This window comes from Bradyrhizobium hipponense (assembly GCF_008123965.1).
Taxonomy (GTDB): Bacteria; Pseudomonadota; Alphaproteobacteria; order Rhizobiales; family Xanthobacteraceae; genus Bradyrhizobium; species Bradyrhizobium hipponense.
Genome location: NZ_VSTH01000022.1, coordinates 1 through 23,830, shown reverse-complemented (window position 1 = coordinate 23,830; position 23,830 = coordinate 1). Strand labels below are relative to the sequence as shown.

18 protein-coding genes are annotated in these 23,830 nt (G+C 63.2%); 14 read left to right on the top strand and 4 right to left on the bottom strand.

The annotated features are described in order from the left end of the window. Nucleotides 1–19 precede the first annotated feature (19 nt). The 7 genes from FXV83_RS08425 (at nucleotide 20) to FXV83_RS08385 (ending at nucleotide 10,148) form a co-directional block, all read left to right on the top strand. Nucleotides 20–1,231 carry a phosphoglycerate kinase gene (locus FXV83_RS08425; protein WP_148738726.1) on the top strand — a complete coding sequence of 404 codons (1,212 nt, stop codon included), beginning with the start codon at nucleotides 20–22 and terminating at the stop codon, nucleotides 1,229–1,231. A 38-nt stretch (nucleotides 1,232–1,269) separates the two neighbouring features. Further along, the gene (fba, locus tag FXV83_RS08420; protein WP_148738725.1) at nucleotides 1,270–2,337 is read left to right on the top strand and encodes a class II fructose-bisphosphate aldolase; all 1,068 of its coding nucleotides are present in this window, start codon (nucleotides 1,270–1,272) and stop codon (nucleotides 2,335–2,337) included. Nucleotides 2,338–2,551: 214 nt separating this feature from the next. Then, nucleotides 2,552–3,577: a class I fructose-bisphosphate aldolase gene (locus FXV83_RS08415; RefSeq protein WP_148738724.1), complete on the top strand. Its 1,026-nt coding sequence runs from the start codon at nucleotides 2,552–2,554 to the stop codon at nucleotides 3,575–3,577. 3 nt (nucleotides 3,578–3,580) lie between these two features. Further along, nucleotides 3,581–4,249 (top strand): thiamine phosphate synthase, encoded by a 669-nt coding sequence (locus FXV83_RS08410; protein ID WP_148738723.1) that lies wholly within the window; start codon nucleotides 3,581–3,583, stop codon nucleotides 4,247–4,249. Between the two features lie 8 nt (nucleotides 4,250–4,257). Further along, entirely contained in the window at nucleotides 4,258–5,334 is a 1,077-nt protein-coding gene (locus FXV83_RS08405) for a tetratricopeptide repeat protein (protein WP_148738722.1), read from the top strand. A gap of 97 nt (nucleotides 5,335–5,431) precedes the next feature. Further along, on the top strand, nucleotides 5,432–6,223 hold the full coding sequence (locus tag FXV83_RS08400; protein WP_148738721.1) for an inositol monophosphatase family protein: 792 nt from the start codon (nucleotides 5,432–5,434) through the stop codon (nucleotides 6,221–6,223). Nucleotides 6,224–8,027: 1,804 nt separating this feature from the next. Next, nucleotides 8,028–10,148, top strand: a complete 2,121-nt coding sequence (locus FXV83_RS08385; RefSeq protein WP_187435752.1) for an MASE1 domain-containing protein — start codon at nucleotides 8,028–8,030, stop codon at nucleotides 10,146–10,148. Here FXV83_RS08385 and FXV83_RS08380 read toward each other — a convergent pair. Then, complete coding sequence (locus FXV83_RS08380) at nucleotides 10,143–10,805, bottom strand: response regulator transcription factor (protein WP_148738719.1); 663 nt, start codon at nucleotides 10,803–10,805, stop codon at nucleotides 10,143–10,145. The genes FXV83_RS08385 and FXV83_RS08380 overlap by 6 nt on opposite strands. A 607-nt stretch (nucleotides 10,806–11,412) precedes the next feature. On the opposite strand from FXV83_RS08380, the gene FXV83_RS08375 reads away from it, so the two are divergent. Both FXV83_RS08375 and FXV83_RS08370 read left to right on the top strand, forming a co-directional pair. Further along, nucleotides 11,413–12,786, top strand: a complete 1,374-nt coding sequence (locus tag FXV83_RS08375) for an OpgC domain-containing protein (protein WP_148738718.1) — start codon at nucleotides 11,413–11,415, stop codon at nucleotides 12,784–12,786. A gap of 34 nt (nucleotides 12,787–12,820) precedes the next feature. Then, nucleotides 12,821–13,096 carry a hypothetical protein gene (locus FXV83_RS08370; RefSeq protein ID WP_148738717.1) on the top strand — a complete coding sequence of 92 codons (276 nt, stop codon included), beginning with the start codon at nucleotides 12,821–12,823 and terminating at the stop codon, nucleotides 13,094–13,096. Between the two features lie 51 nt (nucleotides 13,097–13,147). Here the strand turns inward: FXV83_RS08370 and FXV83_RS08365 are convergent, their stop codons facing one another. Together FXV83_RS08365 and FXV83_RS08360 are read right to left on the bottom strand one after the other, a co-directional pair. Beyond that, a complete protein-coding gene (locus tag FXV83_RS08365; RefSeq protein ID WP_148738716.1) occupies nucleotides 13,148–16,297 on the bottom strand; it encodes an efflux RND transporter permease subunit in 3,150 nt (1,049 codons plus the stop codon). A 6-nt stretch (nucleotides 16,298–16,303) separates the two neighbouring features. Then, complete coding sequence (locus FXV83_RS08360) at nucleotides 16,304–17,497, bottom strand: efflux RND transporter periplasmic adaptor subunit (RefSeq protein WP_148738715.1); 1,194 nt, start codon at nucleotides 17,495–17,497, stop codon at nucleotides 16,304–16,306. A gap of 367 nt (nucleotides 17,498–17,864) precedes the next feature. On the opposite strand from FXV83_RS08360, the gene FXV83_RS08355 reads away from it, so the two are divergent. From FXV83_RS08355 to FXV83_RS08335, 4 genes are all read left to right on the top strand, one after another. Next, nucleotides 17,865–18,269, top strand: coding sequence for a response regulator (locus FXV83_RS08355; protein ID WP_148738714.1), 405 nt, complete (start codon nucleotides 17,865–17,867; stop codon nucleotides 18,267–18,269). 478 nt (nucleotides 18,270–18,747) lie between these two features. After that, the gene (locus FXV83_RS08345; RefSeq protein WP_187435751.1) at nucleotides 18,748–19,764 is read left to right on the top strand and encodes a flagellar motor protein MotA; all 1,017 of its coding nucleotides are present in this window, start codon (nucleotides 18,748–18,750) and stop codon (nucleotides 19,762–19,764) included. Between the two features lie 39 nt (nucleotides 19,765–19,803). Further along, nucleotides 19,804–20,832 (top strand): peptidoglycan -binding protein, encoded by a 1,029-nt coding sequence (locus tag FXV83_RS08340; protein ID WP_148738712.1) that lies wholly within the window; start codon nucleotides 19,804–19,806, stop codon nucleotides 20,830–20,832. Then, nucleotides 20,832–21,278, top strand: a complete 447-nt coding sequence (locus FXV83_RS08335) for a GNAT family N-acetyltransferase (RefSeq protein ID WP_148738711.1) — start codon at nucleotides 20,832–20,834, stop codon at nucleotides 21,276–21,278. The genes FXV83_RS08340 and FXV83_RS08335 overlap by 1 nt, the downstream gene beginning before the upstream one ends. Nucleotides 21,279–21,468: 190 nt before the next feature. On the opposite strand, the gene FXV83_RS08330 is transcribed toward FXV83_RS08335, so the two are convergent. Continuing rightward, nucleotides 21,469–23,313 carry an ABC transporter ATP-binding protein/permease gene (locus FXV83_RS08330; RefSeq protein ID WP_148738710.1) on the bottom strand — a complete coding sequence of 615 codons (1,845 nt, stop codon included), beginning with the start codon at nucleotides 23,311–23,313 and terminating at the stop codon, nucleotides 21,469–21,471. 201 nt (nucleotides 23,314–23,514) lie between these two features. On the opposite strand from FXV83_RS08330, the gene rpmE reads away from it, so the two are divergent. Continuing rightward, complete coding sequence (gene rpmE / locus FXV83_RS08325) at nucleotides 23,515–23,742, top strand: 50S ribosomal protein L31 (RefSeq protein ID WP_148738709.1); 228 nt, start codon at nucleotides 23,515–23,517, stop codon at nucleotides 23,740–23,742. Nucleotides 23,743–23,830 lie beyond the last annotated feature (88 nt).

Below are 23,830 nucleotides of genomic sequence, written 5' to 3'. Positions count from 1 at the left end.
CGGGACAAGAGAGCCAAAGATGACCAAATCATTCCGCAGCCTCGACGACGTCGACGTGACGGGCAAGCGCGTGCTGCTCCGCGTCGATCTCAACGTGCCCATGGAGAACGGGCGCGTCAGCGACGCAACGCGGCTCGAGCGCGTCGCGCCGACCATCACGGAAATCTCCGACAAGGGCGGCAAGGTCATTTTGCTCGCGCATTTCGGCCGGCCGAAAGGGCGCGATGCCAAGGAGTCGCTCAAGCCCGTCGCCGAGGCGCTGTCGAAGGTCGTGAAGAAGCCCGTCGCCTTTGCCGACGACTGCATCGGCGAGCCTGCGTCCACGGCCGTGGCGGCGCTGAACGATAGCGACATCCTCTGCCTCGAAAACACCCGCTTCCACAAGGAAGAGGAAAAGAACGATCCGGCCTTCGTCGCCGAGCTCGCCAAGCTCGGCGACATCTGGGTCAATGACGCCTTCTCCGCCGCACACCGCGCCCACGCCTCGACCGAGGGCCTCGGCCACAAGCTGCCCGCCTATGCCGGCCGCACCATGCAGGCCGAGCTCGTCGCGCTGGAGAAGGCGCTGGGTTCTCCGACCAAACCCGTCATCGCGATCATCGGCGGCGCCAAGGTCTCGACCAAGATCGACCTGCTCGAAAACCTCGTGAGCAAAGTCGACGCGCTGGTGATCGGCGGCGGCATGGCCAACACCTTCCTGCACGCCCAGGGCGTCGGGATCGGCAAGTCGCTGGCCGAGAAGGATCTCGCCGCAACCGCTCTGCGCATCATGGAGAAGGCGGACGCCGCGAACTGCGCCATCATCCTGCCGGTCGACGCCACCGTCGCGTATCATTTCGCCGCCAATGCGCCGTCGCACGCCTATGGCCTCGACGCGATCCCGGCCGACGGCATGATCCTCGACGTCGGCCCGCAATCGATCGCCCGCATCCATGCGGCGATCGACGATGCGGCGACGCTGGTCTGGAACGGGCCGCTCGGCGCCTTCGAGCTGCAGCCCTTCGACCGCGGCACGGTCGCGGCCGCCAGGCATGCTGCCCAGCGTACCAAGGCCAAGAAGCTGATCTCGATTGCGGGCGGCGGCGACACCGTCGCAGCCCTCAACCAGGCCGGTGTGGCCGGCAATTTCACCTATGTCTCGACCGCAGGTGGCGCATTTCTTGAATGGATGGAAGGCAAGCCTCTGCCCGGCGTCGAGGTCTTGCGCGTCAAGTCGTCGGTCGGCGAGTAGCTAGCGGGCCTGCAGGCCCAAACGGGAGAAAAAGACAGATGGCTCGGATCACGTTGCGTCAATTGCTCGACCATGCGGCGGAGAACGATTACGGCGTACCGGCCTTCAATATCAACAACATGGAGCAGGCGCTGGCGATCATGGACGCCGCCAACCAGGTCGACGCGCCCGTCATCATCCAGGCCTCGCGCGGTGCGCGCTCCTATGCCAATGACGTCATGCTCAAGCACATGATGGACGCGGTGACCGAGATCTATCCGCACATCCCGGTCTGCGTGCATCTCGACCACGGCAACGAGCCCGCGACCTGCATGACGGCGATCCAGGCTGGCTTCACCTCGGTGATGATGGACGGCTCGCTCAAGGCTGACGGCAAGACCCCAGGCGACTGGGGCTACAATGTCGGCGTCACCAAGACCGTGACCGACATGGCCCATCTCGGCGGCATTTCGGTCGAGGGCGAGCTCGGCGTGCTCGGTTCGCTCGAGACCGGCATGGGCGACAAGGAAGACGGCCATGGCGCCGAAGGCAAGCTCAGCCACGACCAGCTCCTCACCAATCCGGACGAAGCCGTGAAGTTCGTCCAGGAGACCAAGGTTGATGCGCTGGCGATCGCAATGGGGACTTCTCACGGTGCTTACAAATTTACCCGCAAGCCGGACGGCGACATCCTCGCCATGAACGTGATCGAGGAGATCCACCGCAAGCTGCCGAACATGCATCTGGTGATGCACGGCTCGTCCTCGGTGCCGCAGGACCTCCAGGAGATCATCAACGCCAACGGCGGCAAGATGAAGCCGACCTGGGGCGTGCCGGTCGCCGAGATCCAGCGCGGCATCAAGAACGGCGTGCGCAAGATCAATATCGACACCGACAATCGCATGGCGATGACCGGCCAGATCCGCAAGGTCCTGAAGGACAATCCGGAAGAGTTCGATCCGCGCAAGTACCTGAAGCCGGCGATGGAGGCGATGACCAAGCTGTGCAAGCAGCGCCTCCAGGAGTTCAACACCGCCGGCCAGGCCGCCAAGATCAAGAAGGTCCTGACCACCACTGAGATGGCCAAGCGCTACGCCAAGGGCGAGCTCGACCCGAAGGTGGCGTAAGGTTCTCAAGCACATCCTCCCGTCATTCCGGGGCACGCGGAGCGTGAGCCCGGAATCCATAACCACGGCCTGGGGTTATGGATTCCGGGCCTGCGCCTTTCGGCGCATCCCGGAATGACAGCGGGCGCCCCTGCGACGAACGTTAACTCGGCAATTGCCCGAGAACGGTCTATTTTCACGGGCAAGGGCAGAATCGTTTTGGGAGGACATCTCGATGAATCTGACTGAGCTCAACAGGATCGCGACCGCCATGGTCGCCCCCGGCAAGGGCATCCTTGCCGCCGACGAATCCTCCGGCACCATCAAGAAGCGGTTCGACGCGATCGGCGTCGAATCGACGGAAGGCAATCGCCGTGACTATCGCGAGATGCTGTTCCGGTCGAAGGAGGCCATGAGCCAGTACATCTCCGGCGTCATTCTCTATGACGAGACGATCTGGCAGGACGCAAAGGACGGCACGCCGCTGGTCAAGCTGATCGAGCAGAGCGGCGCCATTCCCGGCATCAAGGTCGACGAGGGCACGCAACCTCTGCCGATGTGCCCGGGCGAGCTCGTCACCGTCGGGCTCGACAAGCTCGCCGAGCGGCTGAAGAAATATTACGACCGCGGCGCGCGCTTCGCCAAATGGCGGGCGGTGATCGATATCGGCAGCGGGATTCCCTCCATGACCGCGATCAGCGTCAACGCCCATGCGCTGGCCCGCTACGCCGCGCTTTGCCAGGCCGCGCAGATCGTGCCGATCGTCGAACCGGAGGTGCTGATGGACGGCGATCACGACATCGACCGCTGCTTTGAGGTGACGAACCGCGTGCTCAACGAGACATTTCAGGAATTGCGCGCGCAGCGCGTCGCGCTCGAGGGCATGGTGCTCAAGCCCAACATGGCTGTGTCCGGCAAGAAATGCGCAAAGCAGGCCTCCGTCGAGGAGGTCGCGGAGAAGACGATACGGCTACTCAAGGCCTGCGTGCCGGCGGCGGTGCCTGGCATCGCCTTCCTCTCCGGTGGCCAGTCCGACGCGGAGGCGACCGCGCATCTGAACGCCATGCACAAGCTCGGCCCGCTGCCCTGGGGCCTGACCTTCTCCTACGGCCGGGCGCTGCAAGCCGCGCCGCAGAAGGCATGGTCGGGCAAGGCCGAGAACGTCGCGGCCGGGCAGCGCGCCTTCAGTCATCGCGCGCGAATGAATGGGCTCGCCTCCAAGGGCGAATGGCAAAGCAGCCTGGAACAGAAGGCGGCCTAGATCTTGTCGAACAAATCGCCTCCACCGCGTCCGGCGCCGCGCCTCTATCTCGCGACGCCGATCGTCGACGATCCCGCTTCGCTTCTTGCCGAGTTGCCAGGCCTGCTCGCATCGGCCGACGTCGCCGCCGTACTGGTGCGGTTGAAAGACGCCGACCAGCGCAGCATGATTTCGCGCATCAAGGCGCTGGCGCCGATCGTGCAGAACGCGGGAGCTGCGCTGCTCGTCGACGGCCACGCCGAGCTCGTCGCGCGTGGCGGCGCCGACGGCGCCCACCTCTCCGGCATCGCCGCGCTGGAAGAGGCGATGCCCTCGCTCAAGCCCGATCGCATTGCCGGCGTCGGCGGTCTTGAGACCCGCCACGACTCCATGGCGGCGGGCGAGATGGGCGCAGACTATGTGTTGTTCGGCGAGCCCGATGCGACCGGACAGCGGCCATCGGCGCAAGCGATTGCCGAGCGACTGGATTGGTGGGCCGAGCTGTTCGAGCCGCCCTGCGTCGGCTTTGCCACCTCGTTCGAGGAGGCCTATGACTTCGCGGCCAGCGGCGCCGATTTCGTGCTGGTCGGCGACTTCATCTGGGCTGATCCGCGCGGGGCCAAGGCCGCGCTGATCGAGGCCGACGCCGCGATCAAGAAGGCTTACGCGGCTCTCGCTGTGGGGCATGGCTAGCGCCCGACATGAAGCTCCCGCGCATCACCATCCTGGCCACGCTGTTGCTGACGGCGCCCGCTGCCGCGCAGCTTCAGATCACCCCGCCGGTGGCAACGCCGAGCGCGGCGCCCGCCAAGGAAAAAGCCAAAGAAAAACCCGCGACCAAGCCGCACACCATCACCAAGAAGAAGGACGCCGCGCCAAAGCCATCGGCCTCGCCGAGCCCGGCGCCCGCTGCGACCGTGATCCCCGCGCCTCCCACCGACAATTCCAATGTCGACCTGGTGTACGGCGCCTATCAGCGCGGCCAGTACAAGACGGCGCTCGAGCTCGCCACCGCCCGCGCGCAAGCCGGCGATGCCAAGGCGATGACCATGCTTGGCGAGCTCTACTCCAACGCGATGGGCATCAGGCGCGACTACGCCAAGGCGTCGCAGTGGTACAAGCGCGCGTCCGACGCCGGCGACCGCGAAGCGATGTTCGCGCTCGCCATGCTGCGTATGTCCGGCCGCGGCGGCCCTGTCGACAAGGGCGAGGCGGTCAAGCTGATGGCGTCCGCCGCCAAGCTCGGCGAGCCCAAGGCGGCCTATAATCTCGCGCTGCTCTATCTCGATGGACAGACCCTGCCACAGGACGTCAAGCGCTCCGCCGAGCTGCTGCGGCAGGGCGCCGACGCCGGCCTGCCCGAGGCGCAATACGCGCTGGCGACGTTCTACAAGGAAGGCACCGGCGTGCCGAAGGACCCCGAAAGGGCGGTGCGGCTGCTCCAGGCGGCAACGCTGACCGACAATGTCGATGCCGAGGTCGAATACGCCATCGCGCTGTTCAACGGCACCGGCACGCCGAAGAACCAGCCGGCGGCGGTCGCATTGCTCCGCAAGGCGTCCCGCCAAGGCAGTGCTATCGCACAGAACCGGCTGGCCTGGGTCCTGATCAACGGCGTGGGCACCCCGATAGACAAGGTCGAGGGCTTCAAATGGCACCTGGTGGCCAAAACCGCCGGCAAGGGCGATCCGGATCTCGACAAGCAATTGTCCGATTTGTCGCCCGACGACCGGGCCAAGGCCGAGGCCGCCGCCCGGAAATGGCTCGGGACCAAATGACTTGACGCAATGACTTGACGTCAAGCCCCTCGCAGGGCACCCCATCTCTCAAACGGGCGCGATTGCGCGCCATTTCCCCCGATCCAGACCAGAGCTCATGCTATATTCCGCCACTATCAACGTCATGGTCAAGGCCGCGCGCCGCGCTGGCCGCAGCCTCAAGCGCGATCTCGGCGAGATCGAGCATCTCCAGGTCTCGCTGAAGGGCCCGGCCAATTTCGTCTCGCTCGCCGACAAGCGCGCCGAGGAGATCCTCTACCAGGACCTCGCCAAGGCGCGGCCCGGCTACGGCTTCATCGGCGAGGAAGGCGGCACCCGGGAAGGCCCCGACAAGAGCCACACCTGGATCGTCGATCCGCTCGACGGCACCACCAACTTCCTGCACGGCATCCCGCAATTTGCGATCTCGATCGGCCTTTCGCGCGAAGGCACGATTATCGCCGGCGTGATCTACAATCCGGCCAATGACGAGCTCTACATCGCCGAGCGCGGCAAGGGCGCCTTTCTCAACGACCAGCGCCTGCGCGTCGCCGGCCGCCGCCAGCTCAACGAATGCGTGGTGGCCTGCGGCCTGCCCCATATCGGCCGCGGCGATCACGAGGAATTCCGCCGCGAGATGACTGCGATCCAGGACCGCGTCGCAGGGCTGCGCCGCTTCGGCGCCGCCTCGCTCGATTTAGCCTTCGTCGCCGCAGGCCGCCTCGACGGCTACTGGGAGCGCAATCTGCAACCCTGGGACATCGCCGCGGGCCAGATCATGCTGCGGGAAGCGGGCGGCACGATCAGCGACATCGACACGCCGGGCGATGCGCTGGTCACCGGGCATGTCGTGTGCGGGAATGAGTTCGTGCACGGCGAGTTGGTGAAGATTTTGCGGAAGGCGGCTTAACCTCTCCCCGCCCTTCCGCGGGGAGAGGTCGGATTGCAAAAGCAATCCGGGTGAGGGGCAAGGCACGGCGCGGGCCAAATCGACGATCCATCCGATGCGCGCGACGATCGTGCATTCTTCCTGGGGACACCCGCGCGGGTGCGCTCCCCTGGGTTCGATCCCGGATAAAAGCCGCAGCGCCTGCTGCTTTTGCACAAGCAGTCTCGTCGTCATGGAGGCATCCAAGAGCGTGCGCAGCGCTTGTGCGGCAAAACAATAGGCGCCTGCGGGCCATGGAGAGTCGCTTTAGTCGGAACTAGCAAGCGATCGATCGCGCCTTAACGTCTAGTATCGACCACGCCTCAACGCCGAGTTTTGTCCCAACGCTCGGCACCGGGAACGATTGAGGGAGACTGCTCCTCCAATTCTCGGAGCCGATCGATTTGCGTTCTAAGGTTCGGCGGTAGTTCCGGCTCTGGTTTCAGCGACGCTCGTAACCTCTCGCCGATCTCTCGAACGATGGCCCGGCTGTGTACGTAGTCGATCTCGATGCGGTTGCGCATGGCGGAGCCTTCGGTAACAACAACGCCACCGGCAGGCCGTCACTACTCCCCCGCAACCGATCGGGGCGCGGCTGGCGATTTTGAATGGAACCGGAGACCGCCGCTTTTGGCTATCTTGCGCGAGCGCTTGCAGAGAAAAGCGGGTCGGCGACCTTTGGCTATCCGCGACATGCGCCGTGTTGGTACCGGCGAGCGGCGGTCTCACATTTCTAAAGCTCGCGGACGGCTTTCGTTCCCGATTTCTGATCGCGACGGCGAGTTCCATTTGAAAGGAGGGACCTAGCTAGGAGCGGCTAGTCGCACTGTCGCCAAGGCCGGCATTCGCACATCGGCATGGCTGCGAGCTTTGATGGCGCAATTGATCTCGATGCCTTTAGCGTCTCAGTCGGCGTTGCAACCCAATTGTGCTTGCAGCCAGTAGTGTGTGATTTCGCGCTGTGGTTGGATTTTTGGCTTGGCGGCAGCAGCCTTGAGTTGTTTGACGAAGTATTGCCGCAACAGACGGCTGCTATATTACACTGTAGGTAACGAGCCCTGCTCCTTTCTTACAGCGGCAAGCAAGTGAGCCTATCGCCCTTTGAGCGTTTCGAATTGGCGCAGCCTTGTGAATGGGCTCACATCCGACAGCCACCGACAGGGCTAAGCTCATCCGAAAATTCGTGGTGGAAATATCTTACAGTAGTGATGGTCCAACGACGGGGGGCAACGATGCCCGCCATATTCGACCTGCTCTATCGAGAATACTGCCGCGCCCGCCTCGCTGAAATGCGGAAGCAGCTTCTGATCGCGGGTCAAAGTCCTGAAATCCTACAAGCGGACTGCGATGCCGCCGACGCTGCCGATCGGAGTTGCATTGACAAGCAGCACGAGATCGATCACGGGCCACCGAATTGAAGCGGCCACAAGACAAGGGGCTCTCGAAGAATGTCTTATTCAGCGGGGAGATTTCGGCATATCAGCGTCAGAATACGATGGCGCAGCGGTGCGTCAGGCCGGGCCAAACCTATGTGGGCAAGCAGGGCTTCACCTATGGTGCGGGTGCACGCGGATCGTGCTGCATTCATCCGGCAGCGATCAGGATGGCATCGTGCTGTTGCTGGAGCTCGATGCTGAACTGGCGCAAAGAATGGCCGCTACTGCGTAACAAGCAACGGCCCACAAATGCCGCGCGCCCCTATTGCCCAGCGATCTCTGATCTTTATCAAGGAGACCAAAAGGTCAGTCATGGTGGACGATCCAACTGCCTAGTCTAGGCGTCGACGATGTCCGATCCACGATCATTAACGCCGGAGATAAAGTTCCGCCGAGGCATTGGCCAAGCCGGTGGTCTGGTCGCAATTGGCGTGATCTATTTCGCCCTGGCAAAAGGCGGCCTTGCTCTCGCCTCTATTCATCCCAGTGCAACGCCAATTTGGCCACCGACGGGTGTCGCGCTGGCGGCGGTGCTGTTGTGGGGATATCGGACTTGGCCCGCAATTTTCACGGCGGCGGTGATCGCCAATGCGACGACCGCCGGCTCCGTTGCCACCGCAATTGCGATTGCGACCGGCAACTCTCTTGAAGCGGTTGTTGGCGCGTACCTGATCAATCTATGGTCGAGCGGATGCAATACGTTTTCGACGCCAAATTCTGTCGCGAAGTTTGCTCTGATTTGCTTCGTGATCGCGACACCGATCAGCGCCAGCATTGGGCTGACCAGCCTGGCAACCGCCGGGTACATCGAACCGACGAATTTCGCGGACGCCTGGGTCACATGGTGGCTGGGAGATGCGGCTGGCGCGCTGGTCATTGCCCCGGTTATCGTGCTTTGGGCATCAAGCAACGATTATGCCTTCGACCGCAATGAATTTTTGGAGACGGTCGGCGTCCTCGCAACAGCGGCAGCTGTTGGACTCATTGCTTTCAGCCCCCTGATCGAGCAATCGCCGAGCCGAAATCCACTGGGTTTTCTTGCGATCCTGCCAATGTTGTGGGCGGCGCTGCGCCGCGGTCCGCGTGACACCGCAACGGTTGCACTGGTGCTTGCGGGCATGACGATCTGGGGGACGCTCACGGGCGGCGGCCCCTTCACGACCGCGAATCTCAACGTTTCATTCCTACTGGTGCTGATGTTCCTGATCAGTATTACCGTTCCAAGCTTGTTACTGAGCGCCGACGTTGAGGTGCGCAAGAAAGCGGAGGAACGTCTGCGCCGCGCGCAGATCGATCTCGAACGGAAGGTCGCAGAGCGTACGCAACAGCTGGAGCTCGCCAATGCAGCAAAATCGCGCTTTTTTGCCATGGCGAGCCATGATTTGCGGCAGCCACTACATGCACTAGGCCTGTTCGTTGCACAGCTGCGCACGCCGCTCAAATCGGGTGAAAGGACAAAGACGATCGAGCAGATCGATGCAACGCGCAAAGAAATGGATGAAATGTTCAACTCGCTCCTGGATATTTCCAGGCTCGATGCCGGGATCCTTACCCCCAAAATTACCGAATTCCCGATCGCACGTCTGTTGCAAACAATTGAGACGAGGTTTGATCGAGCGACGCGAGAAAAAGGCTTGCGCCTACGCGTTAGGCGAAGCGACGCCTGGGTGCGGAGCGACGCCATGCTGCTCGAACGCATACTGCTCAATCTGGTATCCAATGCTGTGCGCTATACATTGCGGGGCGGGGTCATCGTCGGATGTCGTCGGCGCGGTGAAATGTTGCGTATCGAAGTATGGGATAGCGGTCCTGGCATTCCTGAGGATCAGAAGCAGAATATCTTCGGCGAGTTTTTTCGAGTTCCGGCTCCAGAACCGAACCGGTATGGCGGCCTGGGGCTCGGCCTGGCCATTGTCGACAGGCTTCGCCTACTTCTCAACCATCAAATTGACTTGGCTTCGACTGTGGGCCGAGGTTCGCGATTCGCAATCCTGGTTCCGAAGGCCGATGAATGCGCCACGTCCGCCGAGCCCGTCGACTCACCTCGCCCTACGGCCTTTGCGGTCGAAGGCAGGGTAGTTCTTGTTATTGCCGATGCGCCAATGGTGCAGCAAGGAACAGCCGGATTGCTAAGCAACTGGGGATACTCCGTCCTTACCGCCGGATCCGACGAAGCTGCACTTGTCCGACTTGCTGAGCACCAACAACGCCCCGATCTTATAATCTCGGATTATCATCTTGCGAGCGGAACCACCGGGATCCGGGCAATCGAACAAATTAATGCGGCGTTGGGCTCATCAATTCCAGCCATTCTTATCAGCGGCGATACGGCACCTGAACCATTACGTGACGCTAACGATAGAGGATACAGTCTGCTGCACAAGCCGGTCGACCCAATGCGGCTCCGCGCTGTCATGCACGAGTTATTTAGGGATCATGACAACAGGAGAGACACCGGGGCGGCTTCATGACTCAGATTTCGGCGGCAACTCCCAGCCCAGTTTTCCGACTTTTATTACTGCCTCGGTGCGGCTAGTTACATTGAGCGCCTTGAGAACGACCGTGATGTGGTTCTTCACTGTCGGCACTGCCATATTCAAGGTATTGGCAATGGACTTGTTGCTTTTTCCCTTCATCAGGAGCCCAAGCACTTCAATCTGCCGATCGGTCAACCCGAGACCCTTAAGAGAATCGTGCACCGCTGGCTTATTTGTAAGCTGCGGAGATGTTGTTTCCTCCAGAATTTCCGAGGGAATGTAAATGCCGCCGGAGAATACTAACTTAATGGCGTTGAGCATGACCTCACGTTCGGTAGTTTTCGGGATGAAACCCAGAGCGCCAAGTTTGAAAGCGCGCTTGACTGTGTCTTGATCATCCGAGGACGAAAGAATGATGATCGCAACGGTCGGATAGCGGTCTCGCAGTTCGCGGAGGACAGAGAAGCCATCTCGATCAGGCAAATTGATATCCAGCAAAGTGAGGCTTATGTCGGGATGTTCCTCGACTATTTGCATTGCCTGACGGCTGTTCGAAGCTTCAAATATGACGGCTTCTCGCTTCAGTTGCTTCAGGACAGCGTGCAACGCGTCGCGAATCAATGCATGGTCGTCGACAATAAGAACTTTCATGAAAAACTCTCCGTCATCCAATTGCACGGAGATCCAATTAAAAAGAAAATCATACACCCACTTTCGGGTCTTTGGCGAGGAAGAGGCTTGCGGAAGACTGGCTCTCGAAACCGTCCATCCTCCATCCTTGGCCCAACCAGCGGTTCACCGGCAGGTCCTCAAGGTAGGAGCCGAATGCCGTTGCGTGCTGTAATTGTAATCACCTCACAGCAGTACACCGAAAAAGCGAACGCGGACCACGAGAGCCGCGGGGCTCAGAGTCTCCTTCGACTATGCGCAATGGTGAAATGTCCCTGATGTGGCTGACGGATGTCCGAAACCTGTACGGTACCTTGATCATAGGACCTAGGAACCTCTCTGTGTGGACATCCGGCTGATTGACGCGCTGTGCCGTTGAACGATGATCGTCAACGGACCGCCGGACCGCCTTACGCGCTAGGAGCTTCTACCAAGCGCCGCCATATAATCGTTATCGCAATAGCTTTCGTGACCGGGTTCGGCGTGAAGCAGCTCTAGACTGCGGCGCTGTCACAATCCGGCAGTGCGGCGGCGATGTTTTTATCAAATTCGGTCCCAAGCGTGCTCGCACGCCGGATGGGGCAACCAGATGCACGATCGAATTGCGACCCCAAAGCTATTGATCGGCGAGCTGCCGGAGCTGAAAGGCCAGGGCCGCGATCTGCGCATTGATGCCTGCCGCGGCATCGCGCTCTGGTGCATCTTTCTCGACCATGTCCCCAACAACATCGGAAGTTGGCTGACGCTGCGCAACTACGGCTTCAGCGATGCCGCGGAAGTGTTCATGTTCGTCTCGGGTGTGACCTGCGCACTGGCCTACAGCAAGGCATGGCGCTGCGAGGGCTGGACAGGCGTGATCAGCCGGACGCTGCGGCGAAGCTGGGATATTTATGCCGCATTTCTGCTGCTCACGCTCGCCTGCGCGATCTTGGTGTACCTCGCAGGCGGGGACCGTCTCGCTGACGCGAGCAATACGCGCATTCTGTTGGACCAGCCGGGCGCGACGCTCGTTCACGCGGCAATCCTGCAATACTGTCCGGTCAACACCGACGTGTTGCCGATCTTCGTGCTTCTTCATCTCTTGTTCGCGCCGTTGCTGTGGCTGCTGCTGCGACTGCCGAACGTGACGCTTGGCGCCTCACTGGCCCTTTATGCCCTGGTGCATGTGTTCGGCTGGACCGTGCCGGCGTGGCCGAACGGCCACTGGGCTTTCAATCCGCTGGCCTGGCAGCTGCTTGTTGTACTTGGCGCGTGGTGGATGATCGAGGGCGAGAAAGTGCGGCTGTGGGTGACGTCACGCACGGCGCTTGTGCCTGCCGTTCTCTATCTGGTGTTCAGCCTCATCATCGCATTGAGCTGGAAGATCCAACCGCCGGACGCAATAGTTCCGCAGACGCTGTTGAAGCTGCTTTACCCGATGGATAAATCAAATCTCGATCCATTACGACTGCTGCATTTTTTGGCCCTTGCGGTTTTGGCGGCATGGCTCGTGCCTCCCAATCGGCGAGGGCTGACGACGGCGGTGATGCGCGGCGCGATCATCTGTGGCAAGAACTCGTTGCCGATCTATTGCCTCGGCGTTCTACTTGCGCTCGCCAGCCTGCTGGCACTGCTCGATATCTCCGAGGGGATGGCGATGCAGATCACGCTCAGCGTTGGTGGCGTCCTGATGATGATCCTGGCGGCGACGCTGCTGAACTTGATCAAGATCAAACCCAAACAGCTGCCGCACGCGAAGCCCGCTGATCTGCCAACTAAGTTTGAGCGGATCATCAATCTCAAGGCAGCCAAGGCGCTCAGCGTTGACATTCCGCCCACGCTGCCCGCCTCGTGCCGGCGAGGTGATCGAATAAAGATGCTGTTTGCTCCGGTGCGCGAATCCGTCTGCGGCGCTGATCCAGTGTCAGCAGTCGCGCACGCCTTCGGGCCACCAGCGAAAAATGTGGGTCAGGATGCGAATTAGATCACAAGGGGGCCATCGTACGGGAGCCAAGGCCATGATTTCCCACCCAAGGACCCACAAGGGAGCGGTGCTGATCGCGGCGTACGTGATGTTTGCCTGCATAGCGGCATTACTGTCGGTCAACCTGACATCACCCACCAGCGCCGCGCTCGGCGCAGACTGGCAGTGCAGCCGGTTTGCGCTCGTATTCACGACCTGCACTCCGGTGCGTGCACACGAGACCGTTTCCACTGGCGTGCGCAAGCGGCGGCTGATTGCAATACAAAGCCAGCTTGCGGAAGCAGCCCGTCACCCCACCCTCTCCCCGTAAGAACGGGGAGAGGGAGTGAGACAGCGGTGCGTCCGTTATCGAACGACTCTCTTACGGCTTCACCGGCGCCGGCGGGCCATACGCCTCCGCCTTCGCCACCTTCTCCCGATCCCCGCCCAGCACGCGCTGCACCGACACGAAGAACACCGGCACCATCAGCAGCGCCAGGATCACCACGGCGATCATGCCGCCCATCACGACGGTGCCGAGCGATTGCTGGCTGGCGCCGCCGGCGCCGTGGGCGATCGCCATCGGCAGAACGCCGCAGATGAACGCGAGGCCCGTCATCAGGATGGGGCGGAAGCGCAGGCGGCAGGCTTCGATGGTGGCTTCGACCAGCGGCTTGCCTTCCTTCCGCAGATCCTTGGCAAACTCGATGATCAGGATCGCGTCTTTCGCCGCAAGGCCGATGATGGTGATCAGGCCGACGGTGAAATAGACGTCGTTGGGCAGGCCCCGCAGCATTGCCGCGACGACGGCACCGACGATGCCGAGCGGCACCGTGAGCAGCACCGCGAGCGGAATGGTCCAGCTCTCGTAGAGCGCGGCCAGACACAGGAACACCACGAACACCGACAGCGCCAGCAGGAACGGCGCCTGCGAGCCCGACAGTTTCTCCTGGAGCGACTGTCCGGTCCATTCATAGCCGAAGCCACGCGGCAGCTTGCCGGCGAGCCGCTCCATCTCGGCGATGGCGTCGCCCGAAGTGAAGCCGGGCTTGGCCTCGCCGGAGATGCGCACCGCCGGATAATAGTTGAAGCCGGCGATCTGCGTTGGGCCGCGCGCCCATTCGACCGTGGTGAAGGACGAGAACGGCACCAGCTGACCGCGGCTGTTCTTGACGTTGTAGTTGAGGATGTCCTCGGTCCGCATGCGGTCGCGGGCGTCGGCCTGCACCACGACGCGCTGCATGCGGCCGCGGTTGGGGAAGTCGTTGATGTAGTTCGAGCCGAGATTGGTCGAGATCGTGTTGTTGATGTCCTCGAAGGTGACGCCGAAGGCGCCGGCCTTCTCGCGGTCGATCACGAGATTGACCACGCCCGCCTCGGGCAGGCCCTCGATATAGACCTTCTGAAGCACGGAGCTCGCATTGGCTTCCGCGATCAACTGGTCAGCGGCGCGCATCAAGGCCGGATAACCCTTCTGGCCGCGGTCCTGGAGGCGGAACGAGAAGCCCGAGGAATTGCCGAGATTGTCGATCGGCGGCGGCTGTAGCGCGGAGATCTTGGCGTCGTGGATTGACAACGACAGATCCCGGTTGATGTCATTGACGATCGCGGCGGCCGAATCCTTCGGGCCGCGCTCCGACCAGTCCTTCAGCGTAATGAAGGCCTGCGCGGTGTTCATGCCCTGGCCGGAGAAGCTGAAGCCGGTGAGGAAGGTGACGTTGTCGACGCCGGCCCGCTGCGCCAGATATTTCTCGACCTTCTCGATCACGGCCTCGGTGCGGGCGTAGGACGAATCCGACGGCGTCTGCACGTCGGTGGTGACGAAGCCCTGGTCGTCGACGGGCAGGAAGCCGCCGGGCAAGTTGACGAAGGCCCAGGACAGGCCGGCCAGCAGCGCGACATAGACCAGCATCAGCCGGCCCGTGCGCTTGAGCGAAAAGCCGACAGTGCGGGAATAGCCCTCCTTGCCGCCTTCCAGCACGCGGTTGAACCAACCGAACAAGCCTTTCCTGGCATGGCCATGGCCGGCAGTGACCGGCTTGAGCAGCGTGGCGCATAGCGCCGGCGTCAGCGACAGCGCGAGGAAGGCGGAGAAGCCGATCGCGGCGACCATGGTCACGGAGAACTGGCGGTAGATGATGCCGACCGAGCCCGGGAAGAACGCCATCGGCACGAACACCGCCATCAGCACCAGCGTGATGCCGATGATGGCGCCGGTGATCTGCGACATGGCTTTCCGTGTCGCCTCCTTCGGCGGCAGGCCTTCCTCCGCCATGATGCGTTCGACGTTCTCGACCACGACGATGGCGTCGTCGACGAGGATGCCGACCGCGAGCACCATGCCAAACATCGAGAGCATGTTGATGGAATAGCCGGCGAGGAGCAGCGTCGTGCAGGCGCCCAGGAGTGCAACCGGCACCACGATGGTCGGAATGATGGTGTAGCGGATGTTCTGGAGGAACAGGAACATCACCACGAACACCAGCACGATGGCTTCCACCAGCGTCGACAGCACCTTCTTGATCGAGGCTTCGACCACCGGCGTGATGTTGTAGGGAATCTCGTAGGTGATGTTGGCCGGGAAGAAGCGCGACAGCTCCTTCATCTTGTCCTGTACCGCACTCGCGGTCGCCAGCGCATTGCCGGTCGGCGACATCAGCACGGAAAGGCCGGCGGTCGGCTTGCCGTCGAGGCGGGTGTTGAACTGGTAGCTGAGACCGCCGACCTCGATCCGCGCGACATCGCGAAGGCGCACGGTCGAACCATCGGCATTGGCGCGCAGGATGATGGCGCCGAATTCATCGGGGGAAGAGAGCTGGCCCTTGACCAGGACCAGCGAAGAGGTGCGCTGGGTTGCAGTCGACGGCTCGGCGCCGATGCTGCCCGAGGCGACCTGCGCGTTCTGCGCCGCGATCGCCTTGTTGACGTCGTCCGCAGTCATTCCATAGCCGACCAGCTTGGCCGGATCGACCCAGACCCGCAGCGAACGTTCGGTCGAATAAAGCGTGGCGCGGCCGACGCCGGGGATGCGGCGGATCTCGCCGAGCACGTTGCGGATCATGAAATCGCCGAGGCCGACCTCGTCGAGACTGCCGTCGGTCGAATTCAGCGTGATAATCTGGAGCACCGCGCTGGAAGCTTCCTCGATCAGGATGCCTTGCTGGATCACGGCGCGCGGCAGGCGCGCTTCGACGCGTTTGATGCGGTTCTGCACTTCGACGGAAGCTGCGCTCGTGTCGGTGCCCGGCACGAAATTGGCGATGATCTCGACCTGGCCGAGCGAGTCGCTGGTTGATTCGAAGTTAAGGATGCCGGAGGCGCCGTTGAGCTCCTCCTCGATCAGGCGCGTGACGCTGTTGTAGAGGTTTTCGGGCGAGGCGCCGGGATAGCTGGTCGAGATCGAGATCGAGGGCGGCGCGATGATCGGGTATTGCGCGATCGGCAACAGCGGGATCGCGATCGCGCCGACCAGGCAGACGAATAGGGCGACGACCCAGGCGAAGATCGGCCTGTCGATGAAAAAGCTCGCCATGGGGCGCTACCGGGTGAGCTTCTGGGCGTGCCGGTTGTCCGCGGTCGCGTCCGCCTCGGACCAGGATTGCGGCTTGACCTTGTCGCCGGCGGCGAACTTCTGGAAGCCTTCGACCACGACCTTGTCGCCGGCCTTCAGGCCCTCGGTGACGAACCAGATTCCGTCCTGCACCGAGCCGGTACGCACCGGCAGCACGGCAATGCGGTTATCGTCCTTGACGACGAACACCTCGCTGCCGCCGCCGCCATTGCGCTGAACCGCCTGTTGCGGCACCGCGATGGCATCGGAATCGAGGCCCTGGTCGATCCGCACGCGGACGTACATGCCCGGCAAGAGCTCACGCTTGGGATTGGGAAACTCGCCGCGCAGCGTCACCTGCCCGGTATGGGCGTCGACCTTGGCATCGGAGAACAGGAGCTTGCCGTCGAGCGAATAGAGGGTGTTGTCGTCGAGCACGAGGCGCACCTTGGCGGCATCGGCGGCGATGCGCTCGAGGTCGCCGCTCTCGAAGGCGCGGCGGAGTTGGTTGAGCTCGGTCACCGACTGGGTGAAATCGGCATAGATTGGATCGAGCTGCTGGATGGTGGCGAGATTGGTCTCGTTCTGCACCGCGAGCGCGCCCTCGCTGACCAGCGCCGCGCCGACGACGCCGTCGATCGGCGCGCGTACGGTGGCGTAGTCGAGGTTGAGCTTGGCACGCGCAAGGTCGGCCTTGCGGCCCTCGACCTCGGCATAGGCCTGACGCTCGGCCGCGATCGCCTTCTCGTTCTCGGCTTCCGGGGCGGCACGATCTTTCGTGAGCGTCGCGATGCGGTGCGCCTGCTGCCTGGCCTGCATGAATGCGGCCTCGGCCTTGGCAACCGCGGCCTCGTTCGCCATCACCTCGACCTCGAACGGGCGCGGGTCGATACGATAGAGCGCGTCGCCCGCCTTCACCTCGCTGCCCTGGCGGAACAGGCGCTCGACCACGATGCCGGAAACGCGCGGGCGCACCTCGGAGACGCGCGTCGGCGCGATGCGCCCCGGCAGTTCGCGCACCACGGCGCGCGACTGCGGCTTGACGACGACAATGCTGACATCAGGGTCGGCAGGCGGGGCGGCAGAGATGGCCGAGCTGGATTCATCGCAGCCCGCCAGCAGCGGCGCAAAGGCCGCGAGCATCATTGCAACGCATGCCGATCGCGCACGAAGTCCAGACATGAAATGGGGTGCCCCGATGTTGTTGAAACTGATCACGCTCCGCGCGAGCCCATTCTGGGCAATTCGCGCGGCTGGCGCGAACATAGATTGGTCTTGCTGCGGCGCAACGCATTAAGTGGGCGGCTCAATGTCACACAGCCTATCAGTCTGAGATCAGGCCTATTTTCAGGACTCACCAGATTGTGAGTCGGGTTCCATCACCGCGTGCTGCGACGGAAGATCGCAACGAACGATATTCCAGCTGTGGGGCCGGTCCGCGGCGCTTCACTGCCTTAAGAGCACTTTTGAACATTTCGCGGAACTGTTCGCGTCTCCAGTCACTTACCTCGCCGCAGGACTGCAACGATGCAGCAGGGGAGAACGGGACGTGGATGATGCTGTTGCGGTTCTGGTCGTCGAGGATGACCGGCTCATTCAGGCGATGATCGAAGACGCTCTTTCGGACGGCGGTTTTCAGTCGGCCCTCACCGGTTCGGGCGAAGAAGCGATTGAGCTTCTTCAAGCCAACGAGACTCATTATCGGGCGATCATCACCGACATTAATCTGGTCGGGCGGCGCAACGGATGGGACGTGGCCCAGCGCTCCCGGGAAATCGACCCGTCGATGCCCGTTATCTATATGACGGGGACGCACGCAGAGGACTGGGCCTCCAAGGGTGTACCGAACAGCGTTCTGTTGACCAAGCCTTTCGCGCCGGCGCAGCTCGTGACTGCCCTGTCCAATCTCCTCAACGCCCAGGCGCCGGCCGCGGAGCGCCGTGACCAAGGTTAGCCGGGACACGCGTGAGTGCAGAGGGACCCCGCCCGTGCCATGAAGCTACTTGCGGAGAAAGCTCTCATGCGACCGCTCCCTTGGCCATGACGTCTTTGGGGACAAACGGAAAGACGTGCTGATCGGGATTGGGAGGCGCGGTAACCCGGCGGCCCCGCAAGCCCGCCGATCAGCCCGTGCCGCGCGTTGAACGCCTCGCTCGCGCGCGGCTGCGCCGTTGAACCATCAGGGCGAGCGCTGCCAGGACCGCGAGCCGAAGCGGAATGACGGGCAGTCCCCCGAGATGCATCGCCATGCAAAAATTCCGACCCAAGCCAGTGGAATGCCGAAGTTTTGCAAAATACGCAGCTATCAAGGCGCGGTTTCGGCATTCGGTTCCCTGCCCCGCCGCGAAATCGGCGCATCCGGCGCTTTTTTTGGGCCGGCGCTGTGCCATAGTGCGCACTGCAAGCAAGCTTCGTAACGGATGATACCGGACATGCCGCCTGGCACCTCGCCTCGCTCCTCCATCGATATCGAGTACACAAAACTATCCTCACCCAGCGTCTTCCTGGTCCGGATGCTGGTTTTCCTGGTGCTGTGCGCGCTGGTGAGCGTGGTGCTCTACAAGCAGATCATCCAGGCCTTCTTCGCCAATCCCGGCCTCAACGCCCTGATCGGGGCGGTGCTGTTCATCGGCATCGTGCTGGCCTTCCGTCAGGTCATCCGGCTCTATCCCGAGGTCTCCTGGGTCAACAATTTCCGCATTGCCGATCCCGGCCTGGCGCCGGCCCGGCACCCCAAGCTGCTGGCGCCGATGGCGGCGATCCTCGGCGGCGAACGTTCGGGGCGGATGAGCATCACCCAGACGACCATGCGGCACCTGCTCGATTCGATCGCGACCCGCCTCGACGAGGCCCGCGACATCTCGCGCTACATGACCGGCCTCCTGGTCTTTCTCGGCCTGCTCGGCACCTTCTGGGGCCTGATCGAGACGGTCGGCTCGGTCGGCAAGGTGATCGACGGGCTCAAGGTCGGGGGCGATTCCGGTGCGCTGTTCGACACGTTGAAGGAGGGGCTGGCCGCCCCGCTCGGCGGCATGGGCATCTCGTTCTCCAGCTCGCTGTTCGGTCTCGCCGGCTCGCTGATCCTCGGTTTCCTCGACCTGCAATCGAGCCAGGCGCAGAATCGCTTCTACACCGACCTCGAGGACTGGCTCGCCACCACCGTGCGCGAATACGGCAGCGGCGAGGTTGCCGGAGCCGCCGGCGGGGGCGTCGCCAGCGGCGAGATTCAGGCGACCGTCGAGCGGCTGCGCACCGTGATCGAGGAAGGCAGCGCCAACCGGGGCACGACGGCGGCGATGGCGAGCCTTGCCGAAGCGATCCAGGCGCTGGTCTCGCACATGCGCACCGAGCAGCAGATGATCCGCGAATGGGCCGACGGCCAGGGCGAGCAGAACCGCGAGATCCGGCGCCTGCTGGAGCGCATCGCGCGCCAGCCGGAGAAGAGTTAGCGACACAGCGTGCCGCACACGAAAGAAGCGGAGAAGTAAATGGCTCTAGCCCGAGGCCGCCGCGGCGATACCTCCTTCAACTACTGGCCCGGATTCGTCGACGCGCTGTCGACGCTGGTGCTGTCGATCGTGTTCCTGCTGTCGGTATTCCTGGTCGTGCAGTTCTTCCTGTCGCAGGAGGTCACCGGCAAGGACAAGGCGCTGGAGCAGCTCAACGCCAAAATCGCGCAGCTCAACGAGCTATTGTCGCTGGAGAAGCTCGGCAAGCTCAGCCTTGACGATCAGGTCTCGCAGCTCAAAGCCGGCCTCGCCTCGGCCGAGACCGAGCGCGACCGCATCAAGGGCCTCTATGAGGGCCTTGCCAGCGCCGGCAACGACGCGCAGGGCAAGACCACCGAGCTCGGCAAGGCGCTCGACTCGGAGAAGGCGGTCTCGGCACGGGCGCTGGCGCAGATCGAGGTGCTGAACCAGCAGATCAGCGCGCTGCGGCGGCAATTGGCGGCGCTGGAAGAAGCGCTCGACGCTTCCGAGAAGCGCGACAAGGAATCGCAAAACCGCATTGCCGATCTCGGCTCGCGCCTGAATGTCGCACTGGCGCAGCGCGTGCAGGAATTGTCGCGCTACCGCTCGGAATTCTTCGGCCGCCTGCGCGCCATCCTCGGCAACCGTCCCGACATCCGCATCGTCGGCGACCGCTTCGTGTTCCAGTCCGAGGTGTTCTTCGATACCGGACAGGCGGTGCTGTTGCCAGAGGGCCGCGCCGAGCTCGACACGTTGGCGACCGCGCTAATCGAGCTCGACAAGAAGATCCCGAACGAGATCGCCTGGGTGCTCCGCGTCGACGGCCATACCGACGTGCGCCCGGTCAGCGGCGCAAACTTCAAGTCGAACTGGGACCTGTCCGCGGCCCGCTCGATCTCGGTGGTGCAATATCTGATCTCGCTCGGCGTGCCGGCCCAGCGCCTGGTCGCGGCCGGCTTCGGTGAATTCCAGCCGCTCGACACCGGCAACACGGAGGAAGCCTACAAGCGCAACCGCCGCATCGAGCTGAAGCTGACGGAGCGGTAGTGAGCGCCCTCCACCTCCGCCCCTACCGCCCCGAGGACGAAGCAGCCTCCATCGACCTCTGGCATCGCACCTGGCAGCAGGCCTATCCGCAGATCGACTTCGCGGCGCGGCTGGACTGGTGGCGCGAGCGCTGGCGCAAGGATCTGGTGCCGAAGGCCTCGATCGTCGTCGCCGAAGAGGACGGCGCGCTGACCGGCTTCGTCACCATCGACGGCGAAGGCTATCTCGACCAGCTCGTGGTCGATCCCGCCCACTGGGGCTCGGACGCAGCACGGCTGCTGGTGGATGAGGCCAAGCGCCTGTCACCGACAGGCGTCACGCTCCTCGTCAACAAAGACAATTCCCGCGCCATCCGCTTCTACGAGCGCAACGGCTTTGCGCAGGCCGGCGATGACGTGAACCCAACCTCGGGACGGCCGGTGCTGAAGATGGAATGGAAGCCGTGAGGCAGGTGCGCTGATCTCTCCCAGTGTCGTCCCGGCCTGGTGCGCAATTGCGCACGGGGGGCCGGGACCCATACCGCGGAATCTATCGATTGCAGACCATCGAAGTACCGAACGACGAGTCTTCGCCAAACCACGGCCTGTGGTTATGGGTCCCGGCCTTCCGCCGGGACGACACTGTATTTGGACCGCCTCACGCGCCCTCGAACTGCAGCCTCGCGAGCCGAGCATAGAGCCCGTTCACCGCCACCAGCTCCGCATGCGTGCCCTGTTCGACGATCCGGCCCTGGTCCATCACCAGGATGCGGTCGCAGGACAAGACGGTGGCGAGGCGGTGGGCGATCACCAGCGTGGTGCGGTGGCGCATCAGCTCTTCGAGCGCGGTCTGCACCAGCGTCTCGCTTTCGGCGTCGAGCGCGGAGGTCGCTTCATCCAGCAGCAGCAGCGGCGCATCGCGCAGGATCGCGCGCGCGATCGCGATGCGCTGGCGCTGCCCGCCTGACAGCGTCACGCCGCGCTCGCCGAGCGGGGTCTCAAAACCTTCCGGCATGCGACGGATGAACTCGGCGGCGTGTGCGAGCTCGGCGGCGCGCTCGACCTCGGCGTCGGTCGCATCGGGCCGGCCGAAGCGGATGTTCTCGCGGGCGCTCGCGGCGAACACGGTCGATTCCTGCGGCACCAGCGCGATGCGGGCACGGAAGTCGCGCGGATCGGCCGATCTGACCGGCACGCCGTCGAGCGAAATGGCGCCGCCTCGCGAATCGTAGAAGCGCAGCAGCAGATGAAACAGCGTGCTCTTGCCGGCGCCGGACGGACCGACGATCGCGACCTTCTCGCCGGGACGCACGCTGAACGAGACGGCGTCGAGCACATTGACGTCGGGCCGCGCCGGATAGGCGAAACTGACCTGATCGAAGCCGACCTCGCCGCGCGCCGGCACCGGCAGCGCACGCGGTGTTGCGGGCGCGGCAATCTCCGGCTCGACATGCAGGATCTCGAATAGGCGCTCGGCGGCACCCGAGGCGGCCGAGACCTCGCCCCAGACTTCGCTGAGCTGGCCGAGACCGGCCGCCGCGAAGGCCGCATAGAGCACGAACTGGCCGAGCCGGCCCGGCGTGATGGTGCCGGTCAGCACGTCATGGGAGCCGATCCAGAGGATCGCGACCACGCTTGCGAACACGATGAAGATGATGATGGCGGTGAGCACCGCGCGCGCCTGGGTCGACGTGCGCGCGGCCTCGTAGGCCTGCTCGACCTCGCCGCCGAAGCGCTTTGCGGCCAGCCCCTCGCTGGTATAGGCCTGCACGGTGCGGATCGCACCGACCAGCTCGCCTGCATAGGCCGAAGCCTCGGCGAGCGTATCCTGCGCATTGCGCGACAGACGCCGCACCCAGCGCCCGAACGCGACCAGCGGCAGCACGATCAGGGGAATGGCGAGCAGCACGAAGCCGGAGAGACGCGGGCTCGTGATCACCATCATCGCCGCGGCGCCGAAGAACATCATCAGATTGCGCAGCGCGATCGAGACGGAGGCGCCGACGGCGGATTTGATCTGGGTGGTGTCGGCGGTGAGCCGCGACACCAGCTCGCCGCTGCGCGCGGAATCGAAGAAGGCCGGCGACAGCGACAAGAGATGGACGAAGACGTCGCGCCGCAGGTCGGCGACGATACGCTCGCCGATCGTCATAACGAGGTAGTAGCGCGCGGCACTGGCCAGCGCGAGCACGGCGACGACAGCGATCATCACCGAGAAGTAGCTGTTGATCAGCTCGATGCCTTCTGGCGTCAGGCCGAAATCGATCATGCGCCGGACCGCGATCGGCACCAGCAGTGTCGTCAGCGCGGCGATCGTCAGCGCGACGAAGGCGAGCGCCGCGCGGCCGCGATAACGCGCCACATAAGGCGCGAGCGCCAGCAGCGGCCGCAGCCGGGCACGGCTCTTCGCCGGCGCCTCGATCAGCTCGGCTCCAATCTCGACCGCGGGCACGTTTTCGCCCTTGTCGCGGTACTGGTCGTCAAGCCGTTCCACTGCGCTCATGAGATCGGACCCAAGGGGACAAGTCGTCTCCACATAGGCCGGTGCAGGGGGAGTGGCAAATCCGGGATGTCCCTTAGGGGACGGCCCGGTTCTCCTGTTCCGGCAATGGCTTGTTTTAAGGTCCCCCCTGGGGTATAGAGCCGCCCAAATCCGTCATCGATCATCACCCAAGCGAGAGGCGCCGGGCGCCGGCGAATTGCCATGAAAACCGAAATTCATCCGAATTATCATACGATTAAGGTCGTGATGACGGACGGAACCGAGTACCTGACCCGCTCCACCTGGGGCAAGGAAGGCGACACGCTGAACCTCGACATCGACCCGAAGTCGCACCCGGCGTGGACCGGCGGCAACGCCCAGCTGATGGATCGCGGCGGCCGCGTCTCGCGCTTCCAGAAGAAGTTTTCGGGCTTCCTCAAAAAGGATTGATCCGGCCGTTTCGGCCGCGAACGAAAAACGCCCCTGGAAAACCAGGGGCGTTTTGGTTTTTGGGAGATCTGTAGCAACCATTAAAGCA

Excerpts from the sequence above, each read along its gene's own strand:
- FXV83_RS08370 (WP_148738717.1), top strand. The coding sequence starts at position 12,821 with ATGATTTCCCACCCAAGGACCCACAAGGGAGCGGTGCTGATCGCGGCG.
- rpmE (WP_148738709.1), top strand. The coding sequence starts at position 23,515 with ATGAAAACCGAAATTCATCCGAATTATCATACGATTAAGGTCGTGATG.
- FXV83_RS08330 (WP_148738710.1), bottom strand. The coding sequence starts at position 23,313 with ATGAGCGCAGTGGAACGGCTTGACGACCAGTACCGCGACAAGGGCGAA.
- FXV83_RS08360 (WP_148738715.1), bottom strand. The coding sequence starts at position 17,497 with ATGTCTGGACTTCGTGCGCGATCGGCATGCGTTGCAATGATGCTCGCG.
- FXV83_RS08380 (WP_148738719.1), bottom strand. The coding sequence starts at position 10,805 with ATGAAAGTTCTTATTGTCGACGACCATGCATTGATTCGCGACGCGTTG.
- FXV83_RS08365 (WP_148738716.1), bottom strand. The coding sequence starts at position 16,297 with ATGGCGAGCTTTTTCATCGACAGGCCGATCTTCGCCTGGGTCGTCGCC.
- FXV83_RS08400 (WP_148738721.1), top strand. The coding sequence starts at position 5,432 with ATGCTATATTCCGCCACTATCAACGTCATGGTCAAGGCCGCGCGCCGC.
- FXV83_RS08405 (WP_148738722.1), top strand. The coding sequence starts at position 4,258 with ATGAAGCTCCCGCGCATCACCATCCTGGCCACGCTGTTGCTGACGGCG.
- FXV83_RS08340 (WP_148738712.1), top strand. The coding sequence starts at position 19,804 with ATGGCTCTAGCCCGAGGCCGCCGCGGCGATACCTCCTTCAACTACTGG.
- FXV83_RS08415 (WP_148738724.1), top strand. The coding sequence starts at position 2,552 with ATGAATCTGACTGAGCTCAACAGGATCGCGACCGCCATGGTCGCCCCC.
- FXV83_RS08425 (WP_148738726.1), top strand. The coding sequence starts at position 20 with ATGACCAAATCATTCCGCAGCCTCGACGACGTCGACGTGACGGGCAAG.
- FXV83_RS08385 (WP_187435752.1), top strand. The coding sequence starts at position 8,028 with ATGTCCGATCCACGATCATTAACGCCGGAGATAAAGTTCCGCCGAGGC.
- FXV83_RS08345 (WP_187435751.1), top strand. The coding sequence starts at position 18,748 with ATGCCGCCTGGCACCTCGCCTCGCTCCTCCATCGATATCGAGTACACA.
- fba (WP_148738725.1), top strand. The coding sequence starts at position 1,270 with ATGGCTCGGATCACGTTGCGTCAATTGCTCGACCATGCGGCGGAGAAC.
- FXV83_RS08375 (WP_148738718.1), top strand. The coding sequence starts at position 11,413 with ATGCACGATCGAATTGCGACCCCAAAGCTATTGATCGGCGAGCTGCCG.